Annotated in this window: 10 protein-coding genes and 1 tRNA gene; 4 read left to right on the top strand and 7 right to left on the bottom strand. The window is 53.5% G+C overall.

Annotated features, from left to right (window positions below; genetic code table 11):
• Positions 1 to 17 precede the first annotated feature (17 nt).
• Positions 18 to 266 (top strand): hydrogenase maturation factor HybG, encoded by a 249-nt coding sequence (gene hybG, locus OGY07_RS15660; RefSeq protein WP_042289171.1) that lies wholly within the window; start codon positions 18 to 20, stop codon positions 264 to 266.
• 68 nt (positions 267 to 334) lie between these two features.
• On the opposite strand, the gene yghU is transcribed toward hybG, so the two are convergent.
• Positions 335 to 1,201 carry a glutathione-dependent disulfide-bond oxidoreductase gene (gene yghU, locus OGY07_RS15665; protein WP_042289168.1) on the bottom strand — a complete coding sequence of 289 codons (867 nt, stop codon included), beginning with the start codon at positions 1,199 to 1,201 and terminating at the stop codon, positions 335 to 337.
• A gap of 195 nt (positions 1,202 to 1,396) precedes the next feature.
• On the opposite strand from yghU, the gene gss reads away from it, so the two are divergent.
• A complete protein-coding gene (gene gss, locus OGY07_RS15670) occupies positions 1,397 to 3,256 on the top strand; it encodes a bifunctional glutathionylspermidine amidase/synthase (RefSeq protein ID WP_286601587.1) in 1,860 nt (619 codons plus the stop codon).
• A 415-nt stretch (positions 3,257 to 3,671) separates the two neighbouring features.
• Complete coding sequence (locus OGY07_RS15675; RefSeq protein WP_286601589.1) at positions 3,672 to 4,436, top strand: lipoprotein YafT; 765 nt, start codon at positions 3,672 to 3,674, stop codon at positions 4,434 to 4,436.
• 521 nt (positions 4,437 to 4,957) lie between these two features.
• Here the strand turns inward: OGY07_RS15675 and OGY07_RS15680 are convergent.
• Both OGY07_RS15680 and OGY07_RS15685 read right to left on the bottom strand, forming a co-directional pair.
• A tRNA-Phe gene (locus OGY07_RS15680) sits at positions 4,958 to 5,033 on the bottom strand.
• Between the two features lie 105 nt (positions 5,034 to 5,138).
• A complete protein-coding gene (locus tag OGY07_RS15685) occupies positions 5,139 to 5,846 on the bottom strand; it encodes a DUF554 domain-containing protein (protein WP_042290438.1) in 708 nt (235 codons plus the stop codon).
• Between the two features lie 427 nt (positions 5,847 to 6,273).
• Between OGY07_RS15685 and OGY07_RS15690 the strand changes: the two genes are divergently transcribed.
• A complete protein-coding gene (locus OGY07_RS15690) occupies positions 6,274 to 8,409 on the top strand; it encodes an ornithine decarboxylase (RefSeq protein WP_042290436.1) in 2,136 nt (711 codons plus the stop codon).
• Between the two features lie 43 nt (positions 8,410 to 8,452).
• Here OGY07_RS15690 and OGY07_RS15695 read toward each other — a convergent pair whose 3' ends face one another.
• The 4 genes from OGY07_RS15695 to mutY all read right to left on the bottom strand — a co-directional run bounded on the left by OGY07_RS15695 (position 8,453) and on the right by mutY (position 12,469).
• On the bottom strand, positions 8,453 to 9,709 hold the full coding sequence (locus OGY07_RS15695; protein ID WP_042290435.1) for a nucleoside permease: 1,257 nt from the start codon (positions 9,707 to 9,709) through the stop codon (positions 8,453 to 8,455).
• 209 nt (positions 9,710 to 9,918) lie between these two features.
• The gene (gene mltC / locus OGY07_RS15700; RefSeq protein ID WP_072015011.1) at positions 9,919 to 11,001 is read right to left on the bottom strand and encodes a membrane-bound lytic murein transglycosylase MltC; all 1,083 of its coding nucleotides are present in this window, start codon (positions 10,999 to 11,001) and stop codon (positions 9,919 to 9,921) included.
• 112 nt (positions 11,002 to 11,113) lie between these two features.
• The gene (locus OGY07_RS15705; protein WP_060570797.1) at positions 11,114 to 11,389 is read right to left on the bottom strand and encodes an oxidative damage protection protein; all 276 of its coding nucleotides are present in this window, start codon (positions 11,387 to 11,389) and stop codon (positions 11,114 to 11,116) included.
• A gap of 27 nt (positions 11,390 to 11,416) precedes the next feature.
• Positions 11,417 to 12,469 (bottom strand): A/G-specific adenine glycosylase, encoded by a 1,053-nt coding sequence (gene mutY, locus OGY07_RS15710; protein WP_199956975.1) that lies wholly within the window; start codon positions 12,467 to 12,469, stop codon positions 11,417 to 11,419.
• Positions 12,470 to 12,516: the final 47 nt, after the last annotated feature.

Here is a 12,516-nt window from a genome sequence, read left to right on the forward strand (position 1 = left end):
CCTCTGGGTGGTTAATTATGTGTATTGGCGTTCCGGGTCAGGTTCTGGCGGTGGGTGAAGATATTCATCAACTGGCGCAGGTGGAAGTGTGTGGTATCAAGCGCGATGTCAATATCGCCCTGATCTGCGAAGGCAACCCTGCGGAACTGGTTGGGCAGTGGGTGCTGGTTCACGTTGGCTTTGCGATGAGCATAATTGATGAGCATGAGGCCAACGCTACATTAGACGCGCTGCGCCGTATGGATTACGACGTGACCAGCGCGTAATACCGCTCTCATTTCGCGACCTTCCTGGCCGGATAAGGCGCACTGCGCGCCGTCATCCGGCCAGGAACTTATCCCTGTCGCTTATCTTCCGTCTTGTTTTCAACGTCGCTGGCGTCGTGCCGCTCATGCAGCTGTTCGTTCAGCGGACCGTTGGTCTTGTTCACTATTCTTCCCCGTTTCACCGCCGGACGTGCGGCAATCTCTTTCGCCCAGCGCTGCACGTTCTTGTAGCTGCCTGCGTCGAGAAATTCCGCGGCGTCGTACACGTTGCCGAGCACCACATTGCCGAACCATGGCCAGATTGCCATATCGGCAATCGTATAGTCGTCGCCCGCGACATAGGGGTGATTCGCTAACTGTTTATCCAGCACGTCCAGCAGACGTTTCGCTTCCATGGTGAAACGGTTAATGGCGTATTCGATCTTCACCGGCGCATAGTGATAAAAATGGCCGAAGCCGCCGCCAAGAAACGGTGCTGCGCCCTGTAGCCAGAACAGCCAGTTCAGGGTTTCCGTGCGTTTTGCCAGATCCTGCGGCAGGAAATAGCCAAATTTTTCCGCCAGATACAGCAGGATCGATCCCGACTCAAACACGCGCACCGGCGGATTTTGCGAATGATCGCGCAGGGCCGGGATCTTCGAGTTAGGGTTGACCTCAACAAAGCCGCTGGAGAACTGATCGCCTTCGCCGATGCGGATCAACCAGGCGTCATACTCTGCGCCGGTGACGCCCAGTGCGAGCAGTTCTTCCAGCATGATCGTCACTTTCTGACCGTTCGGCGTGCCCAGCGAGTAGAGCTGCAACGGGTGTTTACCGACGGGCAATGTCTTGTCATGGGTTGGGCCGGAGATCGGACGGTTGATGTTGGCGAATGCGCCGCCGCCGGATTTATCCCACGTCCAGACGTTTGCGGGCTGATAAGTGTTATCTGACATGTTGACCTGCCTTCTGATGGGTTGTGTTGAAGCAGTGTAGCAGGTCGCCATTGAGGCATTTAACAGATTGGCACATTTACGCCCTGCTATTTTTTGCCTTCGGGCGTCTGGCCGCTGCGTGGAGGTGTATGATGATGAATGTTGTTGGGCAGGCAAGCAGATGCCGCTCAGGCTGTACAGATTGAGGTAAGTTGGATGAGCACAGGAACGAGCAGTCAGGATGCCCCCTTTGGGACATTATTGGGCTATGCCCCCGGTGGTGTAGCCATCTATTCTTCAGATTACAGCTCCCTTGACCCACGGGACTATGCCGACGACGCCGCGTTTCGCAGCTACATCGACAACGAGTATATGGGGCATAAATGGCAGTGCGTAGAGTTCGCCCGCCGTTTTTTGTTTCTTAACTATGGTGTTGTGTTTACCGATGTCGGTATGGCGTGGGAGATCTTCTCACTGCGTTTTCTGCGCGAAGTGGTAAACGACAATATCCTGCCGCTGCAGGCCTTTCCTAACGGTTCGCCTCGAGCGCCGGTCGCCGGGGCGCTGTTAATCTGGCAAAAGGGCGGTGAATTTAACGAGACCGGTCATGTGGCGATTATCACCCAGTTGCTGGAGGATAAGATCCGTATCGCCGAGCAGAACGTCATCCACACGCCGCTCCCTCCCGGCCAGCAGTGGACGCGCGAGCTGGAGATGGTGGTAGAAAAGGGTCACTACACGCTGAAAGATACCTTTGACGATACCACGATTCTGGGGTGGATGATCCAGACTGATGACACGCAGCACAGCCTGCCGCAGCCGGGGAACGCCAATGACTCACTGAAGATCCGCGGCGCGCGTCTGGCGGAGAAAGGCCAGTTCGCCGGCAAATGGCTGGATGAACACGATCCGCTGCAAAAGGCGTATGTGGCCGCTAACGGGCACGTGATAAATCAGGATCCGTACCAGTATTTCACCATCACCGAGAGCGCCGAGCAGGAGCTGATTAAAGCGACCAACGAACTGCATCTGATGTATCTTCATGCCACCGACAAGGTGCTGAAAGATGACAATCTGCTGGCGCTGTTCGATATCCCCAAAATTCTCTGGCCGCGTTTACGTTTGTCCTGGCAGCGTCGCCGTCATCATATGATCACCGGTCGTATGGATTTTTGTATGGATGAACGCGGGCTGAAGGTTTACGAGTACAACGCGGATTCCGCCTCCTGTCATACCGAGGCGGGGCTGATTCTTGAACGTTGGGCTGAACAGGGCTATACGGGACAGGGCCATAATCCCGCAGAAGGGCTGATCAATGAACTGGCCGGGGCGTGGAAACACAGCCATGCGCGGCCTTTCGTGCATATCATGCAGGATAAAGACATTGAGGAAAATTACCACGCCCAGTTTATGCAGCAGGCGCTGCGCCAGGCCGGGTTTGAAAGCAAAATCCTGCGCGGGCTGGATGAGTTGCGCTGGGACGACGCGGGGCAACTGATTGACGGTGACGATCGCCTGGTGAACTGCGTCTGGAAAACGTGGGCCTGGGAAACAGCGATTGAGCAGATTCGCGAAGTCAGTGAAACCGAATACGCCGCTGTGCCGATCCGCACCGGGCATACCAATCAGGACGTCCGCCTGATAGACGTCCTGCTGCGCCCGGAGGTGCTGGTGTTTGAACCACTGTGGACAGTGATCCCCGGAAACAAAGCGATCCTGCCGATTCTGTGGCAACTGTTCCCGCATCATCGTTATCTGCTGGACACCGATTTCACAGTGAACGACGAACTGGCGCAAACCGGTTATGCGGTGAAACCGATTGCCGGACGCTGCGGCAGCAATATCGATCTGGTCAGTCATCAGGAAGAACTGCTGGATAAAACCAGCGGGAAATTCGCCGAGCAGAAGAACATTTATCAGCAACTGTGGTGTCTGCCAAACGTCGACGGGAAGTACATTCAGGTCTGCACGTTTACTGTTGGCGGCAACTACGGCGGCACCTGCCTGCGCGGCGACGAGTCGTTGGTCATTAAAAAAGAGAGCGATATCGAACCGCTGATTGTCGTGAAAGAATAGACGCTTACAGACCTGCGATGTGACGGCAGGCCTCAATACGGTAAGCGCTACATAAATCTAAACCCGCCTTCGGGCGGGCTTTTTACAGCGTGAAGCCGCCGCCGGCACGGCGTTATTCCGCAACAGCCAGGATAAAGAGGCGTTCCCCAGAGGCAGGAATATCAGAGAGCGTTAAGACTATTTTTAAAAAGAGATTCTTCATCAATTTTTTAAACCTATACGGGAGAAATAGTTCTTGATCGTGTCTTGCTGGTATATTCATCATCGTTTTAAATTTTGATTTATTATTTATGCAATAAATGTTTCATCTGCAGAAATAATTCTCTTTTGCCAGCTTCTTTTGTAGGTATATAATTATTGGGATTTTTCAGGGAAATAATACACGAATTCAGATCCAGATGAGGGAGCATGCACTATGAATACCCGGTCAGCAATATTTTTATGTGTGGTCGCATTCCTGCTGGCGGGTTGTGCGCCACGCTCCTCCATCGATGCGAAGAAAACGGGGCTGCGGGCGGAGAGCGGCGTCAATAAAAATGCTTCAGCACAGCAGCTGACGGACAAGGATATTTTTGGTAACGAAACCACATTGGCGGTGTCCGAAGAGGATATCCAGGCGGCGCTGGAAGAGGATGAGTTTCGTGTACCGCTGAATTCCTCTGTTATTCTCGTACAGTCCGGTAGCCGCGCGCCAGAAACGGCGATGCAGCAAGAAATGCGGAAATATTATACTGTCGCGACCTTTTCCGGGATTCCGGACAGGCAAAAAGTGATTTCCTGCAATAAAAATGAGAACGGCGATGTGGTTGCCAGTGAGAATATGAACTGGATGCAGGCGCTGCGTTACGTCGGCGCGAAGGGGCATCAGAAAGCGATCGTTGTTTATCAAGATATATTGCAGTCCGGTAAATACGATCCCACAACCAAAACGACGACGTGGTCGGACTATAAAAATGAGAAGCTGACGGATGCGGCTTCGCTGCGTTTCCTGGTGCGTTTTACGCTCGTGGATGTGGCGACAGGAGGCTGGTCCACCTGGACGCCAGTCAACTATGAAGAGGCTGTTCTTCCCTTGCTGACGAGTAATAGCGGCACAGCTACCACGGAGCAACAAATTACTCAGCTTAAACAAAAAACCTATGCAACAGCGGTTAAAGATTTGGTGAGTCGGTATCAGTAAATCAACTCTACATCAGACGTTGAATTATGGCGACGATCTGAAACATTATCAGTAGGACGGGGTATTCTCGTACTGAATCGAATCCATAGCCACGAGGGAAAAATGTCGAATAAAATAATCAACTGCTTGCCTGAACGTTAAGCAAATGGTTTTAGCCGATCAGGGTTCCCACCGACTTCTTCCCATGCAACACCAGCCAGTAATAAATGGGATAGACCTGTTTCCTTTGCATGTTTGGCAATCAGAGATTTGTGATACTTAATATACGCAACCTTATATAAATATGACTGCCCGGTATAGTCGTTGGGGGAATCCTTCATTAATTCCCAGATTATAATAGTTAATTTGAGAAGAGAGAAATGGTATAGGCTGTAGCAGGTAAGTAGAGACCATTTGAGGTGATGGAGGTCGTAACGGCAACAGGCATTTAAGAAAGCAAGTCGATAGCGTATCGTAACAACCAAAAATCTACCGTAGCCAGAAAAGGAAAAGCCTCGCTTTGCAGCGAGGTCTTATGAATTTGGTGCCCGGACTCGGAATCGAACCAAGGACACGGGGATTTTCAATCCCCTGCTCTACCGACTGAGCTATCCGGGCAACGGGGCGCATTAAAACCGATCCGCCTCGTTTCGTCAACGAAATTTCTTCAAATCAACGCAGACTGCACAATCTATCACCACTTTGCTGTTATTGCACGCATTCTCAGGCGAAAAATGCCGTCCAGGCGGCGGAAAGCGGCATTGCCAGCAGTAGAGCAGGGAGCATATTGACCACTGCGAACATCTTGATGCCGCAAATGCGCAAACCGGTGGCGACCAGCAGTAATCCGCCAACGGCACTAAAGTCTGCCATCATCGCTGGCGTGGTGAGCGGCAGGATCAGCGCCGCGCAGGCTGCCAGCGACAGCTGGATTAACAGCATTGGCGCCGAAATGGCCGACACGGCAATACCGAGCGAGCAGGCGAAAATCATCGCCGTAAAAAAATCGAGAAAAGATTTGGCAATCAGGATACTGGGATCGCCAGTCATCCCTTCGCGCATCGCACCGAAAATGCCGGTGCCGCTGGCGCAAAACAGAACGATAATGGCGACAAAGTTCTGAATAAACGACTCATGTGGTTGTTTTTTCCCCGGCCTTGAAAAGAGCGCCTGCGCTTTCGCCACCGCATTGTTGATGCCTTTTTCCAGATAGCAAAACTCGCCTATCAGTGCGCCGATCAGCGTTGCCAGAACCATGACCGGCAGATTGGCGCATTTGACCACCAGTAAAATACCAATGCCAAGCGACGCCAGGCCGAAAATCGACGTCATTGAGACACGAATCCGTTCCGGTAAACGTTGGCTGAGAAGGGCACCGATAACGCCGCCGAGCAACACTGCGCTGGCGTTAATGAAAGGTCCGATTACCACGTTAGCTCCTGCTAAATATTTTGTCAGAGTGCATTATTATGACCTGGTTCTCACCTTTAATGCTTGTTTATCCGTGGCCTGTGTGCATAGAGATTTGATCTTGCGCCTGCCGGGTAAAGGTGCCATCATTGCGCGAATTTTCTCCAGTCTGTTGGGGCCGCATGGGATGAATGTCGCGTCTTCACATCGCCTTTATCATCATCGCCGTCTGGTGCGATGCGTGCCCCTTCTCGTTACTCCCCTTTCTTTACTCACCATGCGGTGAGGGTAGCGCATGCTCACGCGGGACAACAGTAAGATCAGAAACGGTCTGCTTTTACTGATGTCTGGCGGTCGGAGCTGGTGACCAGTTTGACCCAACATCTCGTGGGACAGGGCGATACGCCTTGTCCGGGACTTTTTTCTCCCGAAACGGGCTTTTGCGCTTATGAAATCTATGAACATTGCCGCCAGTAGTGAACTGGTCTCGCGTTTATCTACTCACCGTGGCGTAGTCGCGCTGGACAGCACCGACTTTACCGATGTGGCCGCCGTCGTGCTGACTGTCGCCGACAGCCGTAGCGGCATTCTGGCGCTGCTTAAGCGTACGGGATTCCATCTGCCGGTATTTATCCTGAGTGATGAGAAAACCGATACGCCAGCAGGCGTGCAGGCGATCATCAGCGGCAATGCGCAGGAGTGGCTTGAGCTGGAAGCCGCTGCCTGCCAGTATGAAGAAAATCTCCTGCCGCCCTTTTACGACACCCTGACGCAGTATGTGGAAATGGGCAACAGCACCTTTGCCTGCCCGGGTCATCAGCATGGCGCGTTTTTTAAAAAGCATCCGGCCGGGCGGCATTTTTATGACTTCTTTGGCGAGAACGTTTTCCGCGCGGACATGTGTAACGCCGACGTTAAGCTCGGCGATCTGCTGATCCACGAAGGATCGGCAAAACATGCGCAAAAGTTTGCGGCAAAAGTGTTTCACGCCGATAAAACCTACTTTGTGCTGAACGGCACGTCGGCGGCCAATAAAGTGGTAACGAATGCGCTGCTGACCCGTGGCGATCTGGTGCTGTTCGACCGTAATAACCACAAGTCAAACCATCATGGGGCGCTGATCCAGGCCGGGGCGACGCCGGTGTATCTGGAAGCGGCGCGCAATCCGTTTGGTTTTATCGGCGGGATCGATAATCACTGTTTTAATGAAGACTACCTGCGTGCGCAGATTCGTCGCGTAGCGCCGCACAAAGCCGGGGCGCCGCGTCCGTTTCGCCTGGCGATTATCCAGCTTGGCACCTATGACGGCACCATCTATAACGCCCGACAGGTGATCGACAACATCGGCCATCTGTGCGACTACATTTTGTTTGATTCCGCCTGGGTGGGCTACGAGCAGTTTATCCCGATGATGGCGGACGGTTCACCGCTGCTGCTGGAACTGAATGAAAACGATCCGGGTATTTTCGTCACCCAGTCGGTACACAAGCAGCAGGCCGGGTTCTCGCAGACTTCACAAATCCATAAAAAAGATAACCACCTTCGTGGTCAGGCGCGTTTTTGTCCGCATAAGCGACTAAACAACGCGTTTATGCTGCATGCGTCCACCAGCCCGTTTTATCCACTGTTTGCCGCACTGGATGTGAACGCCAAAATCCATGAAGGGGAGAGCGGCCGACGACTGTGGGCGGAGTGCGTAGAACTGGGAATTGAAGCGCGTAAAGCCATCCTCGCCAGCTGTAAACTGCTCCAGCCGTTTATCCCGCCCGTGGTGGACGGCAAAGCCTGGCAGGATTATCCGACGGAACGGATTGCCCGCGAGCGACGTTTCTTCAGCTTTGAGCCGGGCGCCAAATGGCACGGATTTGCAGGCTATGCCGATGACCAGTATTTTGTCGATCCGTGTAAGCTGCTGCTCACAACGCCGGGCATTGATGCCGAAACCGGACGCTATACCGACTTTGGCATTCCGGCGACGATACTCGCCCACTACCTGCGGGAAAACGGCATTGTACCGGAAAAATGCGATCTCAACTCCATCCTGTTTCTGCTGACGCCTGCCGAAAGCGCAGAGAAAATGGCCCACCTGGTGGCGATGCTGGCCCAGTTTGAACAGCATATCGAAGACGACACGCCGCTTGCGGACGTACTGCCGACCATCTTCAACAAATATCCCGTGCGCTACCGCGATTACACGCTGCGCGAGCTGTGTCAGGAAATGCACGATGTGTATGTCAGCTTTAACGTCAAAGAGTTGCAAAAGGCAATGTTCCGTCAGGAAAGCCTGCCGAAAGTGGCAATGAACCCACAGGATGCCAACAGCGCCTTTATTCGCGGCGACGTTGAGTTGGTACGCATTAGCGATGCCGAAGGGCGTATTGCCGCAGAAGGCGCACTGCCGTATCCGCCGGGCGTGCTGTGCGTGGTGCCGGGTGAAGTGTGGGGCGGCGCGGTACAGCGCTATTTCCTGGCGCTGGAAGAAGGGGTGAATATGCTGCCGGGCTTCTCGCCGGAATTACAGGGAGTTTACAGTGAAAAAGACGCCGATGGCATTAAGCGGCTGTATGGCTACGTGTTGAAGTAACGCCGCGTCCAGGCCGGATGGCGAACGCCATCCGGCAATCGGCTTAATGCGCCACAGACTGCGTACCCGTCGGTACGCGAACGTGCTTGTACTTAAACAGCGCCACGAAGGCGAAGGCCAGCACCAGCGAGTAGCCCGCGAAGATCAGCCACACGGTTTGCCAGTCGGTAATGCCGTTCAGGGTGTAATGCTCCACCACTTTTCCGCTTACCACGCCGCCGAGAATACAACCGAAGCCGTTGGTCATCATCAGGAACATGCCCTGCGCGCTGGCGCGGATTTCCGGGCGAACCTCTTTTTCCACAAACACCGAACCGGAGATGTTGAAAAAGTCGAAGGCGCAGCCGTACACAATCATCGACAGAACCAGCAGCACGGTACCGAACGGCGTCGGGTCACCGTAGGCGAACAGACCGAAGCGCAGCATCCACGCTACAATACTGATCAGCATAACGTTTTTGATGCCGTAGCGGCTAAGGAAGAACGGAATGGTCAGGATGAACAGCGTTTCGGAGATCTGCGAAATCGACATCATCACCGACGCGTGTTCCACGATAAAGCTTCCGGAGAACAGCGGGTTGTTATCGAAGCTGTGCAGGAAGGTATTCCCGAACATATTGGTAATTTGCAGCTCCGCGCCCAGCATCATGGAGAAGATAAAGAAGATCGCCATACGCTTGTTTTTGAACAGCGCAAACGCGTCCAGACCCAGCATGGAGGACCAGCTCTGGTTCTTCTGTTGATTTGCAACCGGAATATGCGGCAGCGTCAGGGTGAACAGCACCAGCAGTACCGACAGCGCTGCGCCAATGTACAGCTGCATATGGCTCAGTTCAAAGCCGGAGAAGCTCACGCCCCACATCGCCATGATAAACCCGATGGTGCCCCAGATGCGGATTGGCGGGAAGTCGGTGACGATGTCCATCCCCGCAGACTGGAGACGATAATAGGAAATGGTGTTGATCAGACCGAGCGTCGGCATATAGGCCAGCGAGTTCAGCAGGATCACAAAGAACATCGCGCCCGGCGTGGTAACTTCCGCGGCCATAAATAGCGTTGCCGCCCCGACGATATGACAGAGGGCGTAAACCCATTTCGCGCTCAGCCATTTGTCGGCAACGATCCCCAGTAGCGTCGGCATAAAGACTGCCGCGATCCCCAGCGAGCTATACACCGCGCCAATGGAAGCACCGTCAAATTTGAGGGTGACAAACATATAGGAACCGAGCGTCGTCAGCCAGCTACCCCACAGGCAGAACTGCAGAAAAGAAAGTATTTTCAGCTGCAGCTTAAGATTCATGTTAATTTCCTCACACCAAAAGGCGATTGAATGTTCCAATTGGCACATTTGCCGTTTCAATATGATGTAATTCTATCAACGACTACGGCTGGTTTTTTGTTAGCTGTGACAAATAATTGCAAACAATATCTTTTTGCAATGCAAAAGAGTGACGAAGTTAACATTCTGGAGCTGCCCGACCGGCAAATTTGCCGGGCGGGCAGAGGGGATTACTGACGACGGTAGGATTTCTGCGCGGAGTTCACTTTATAAAGGTAGCGACGCGATTCCGACGACGGGTGGCGGGTGGTCAGGGTCTGGTAGACATCTCCTGGCGTCATACTGTTAATAATATTCGCCGCCTGAACTTTATCGTTTGAGAAGACGCGCAGGACGCTCCCCGCGCCGCCGTTATAGGCGGTGATCACCGCATAGCGTCGGGAAGTCGGGTTGTCGATGCCGCCCAGGTAAACATTGCTGAGCATTGCCAGATAGGCCGTCCCGGTATCAATGTTACTTGCCGGATCAAACAGATAGCTGCGGCTTGGCGTTCCGGAACGCCCCTGGGAGCGGAAGACATCTTTGCCTGCGGTGTGCTGCACAACCTGCATCAGGCCCAGAGCGTCGGAGCGGCTCACTGCATAAGGGTTAAATGACGACTCAGTCTGCATAATCGCCAGAATCAGCGACTCGTCAACGCCATATTTGTGCGACGCTTTGCGCACCATACCGAGGTATTTGTGCGCACGTTTATCCAGGTGATTCGGCACCAGATTGATCGTTACGCTGAAGATTTTGCGGATCCCATTGCTGCGGCTTTGCAGGCGCGTTTGTAACAGGTAATCGGCGAATTGGGTGGCGCGGCCTTCCCAGCGGATCGGTTGACCTGTGTTATCCAGTACCTGGCCATACAGGAACGGCTCACGGGAGATCTGGATGTCATCCACATCCGAGTACAGGTCGACCGAACTCGGATCGTCGCCCATCAGCAGCGTTTTTATGATTGCGCGACGCAAATGCGCGGCGGGATCTGTTCCGGCAATGGTTTCAACGGTAATCGTACCGGCGTCGAAGTTAATATGGCTGCGGGTCTGATACTGATCGGTATACTTTACATAGTCCTTCGGACCGGCAATCAGCACTTCCTGATAGCCCCACAAGTTTTCAATGTTATGGGCAAACTGCCCCATCAAAATGTCAAAACCGTTGGTATCCTTGACCCAGGCTTCGTTATAAGAATCGCCTTTTTTGGTCGAGCTGGAACAGGAGATGAGCAACGGCGCAATAACGGCAAGCGCGAGTAATTTTTTCATCATTCCGGGAGTGCGTGTTGTGTTTGTCGTTATGCCATTTCGCCGCAGGATACTCGTCCTGGAGACGGCATGATGTCCGGGCCGGATAAGCGCGGCGCTATCCGGCAACGCATTATTTACCGTCTTCCGGCGTATACCCTTCGATATGCACGTCTTTGCCTTCAAACAGGAAGTTGACCATTTCCTGCTCCAGCAGTTTGCGGTGCTCGACGTTCATCATGTTGAGTTTCTTTTCGTTGATCAGCATGGTCTGCTTGTGTTGCCACTGCGCCCATGCTTCTTTTGAAATCTCGTTATAAATGCGTTTTCCCAGTTCGCCCGGGTACAGCTGGAAATCCTGGCCTTCTGCTTCACGCTGCAGGAAAGTGCAAAAAATCGTTCTGCTCATAACAAATCCTCTTTATCGACCGATGCGTCAAACCGGCGCGCCGGTGCGTAACTGCTGTAATAAACGCTCCACGGGAGCAGCCAGACCAACGGACGGCGGTTGCGCTAAGTTATACCAGAGCGCGCTGCCTTCATCCATGCAGGAACCCGTTGAGGACACGCTCAGCCACATAGGCACAATATCTAAGTGGAAATGGCTGAAGGTATGGCGAAACGCGTTAAGCTGGGTCAAAGTATCCGCGTTAACCTGCCGTTGCGCCAGCCACTCGCGTAATTCTGTTTCGTTGGCAAACTGCGGGAAGCAGTACAGCCCACCCCACAGTCCGCTGGGTGGACGCTGGGTGAGTAAGACTTCATCTTGATGCTGCATCAGTAAAAAATAGCCAGTACGCTCGGGCAGCGTTTGTTTCGGTTTTTTCCCGGGATAACGCGACCAACTGTCGGTGGCCGCCGCCACGCAACCGTGCTGTAGCGGACAAATCGTACATTTCGGTTTTGAGCGTGTGCAGACCATCGCGCCTAAATCCATCATCGCCTGGTTAAAACGGGCCACGCCGTTGACCGGCGTCACGTCTTCGCTCAGATCCCACAGTTTTTTCTCGACCTCTTTTTTCCCCGGCCAGCCGCTAACAGCATAGCAGCGTGCCAGCACGCGTTTGACGTTGCCGTCGAGAATCGGAAAAGGTTTATCCAGTGACAGAGAAAGTACCGCTCCGGCGGTGGAACGGCCAACGCCGGGCAGCGCCGCAACCTCATCAAACGTTTCCGGAAAGACGCCGTGGTGCAGCGTGGCGACCTGCTGAGCGGCTTTGTGCAGGTTGCGCGCGCGGGCGTAGTAGCCCAGTCCGGTCCACAGATGCAACACTTCGTCCAGCGGCGCGTTAGCGAGATCGGTCACCGTCGGGAAATGACGCATAAACCGTTCAAAATAGGGAATAACCGTCGCAACCTGCGTTTGTTGCAACATCACTTCCGAGAGCCATACTTTGTAAGGCGTCTTGTCAATTTGCCAGGGCAGGGTTTTTCGCCCGTATTTGTCGTACCAGTCCAGAACCTGGGCTGAAAATTGAGACGCTTGCATGGTCACCAAAATCATTATTGTCGGGGGCCAGATTGCAGCACAGCGGC

It is taken from the genome of Citrobacter sp. Cs237 (genome assembly GCF_030332325.1).
Taxonomy (GTDB): Bacteria; Pseudomonadota; Gammaproteobacteria; order Enterobacterales; family Enterobacteriaceae; genus Citrobacter_A; species Citrobacter_A sedlakii.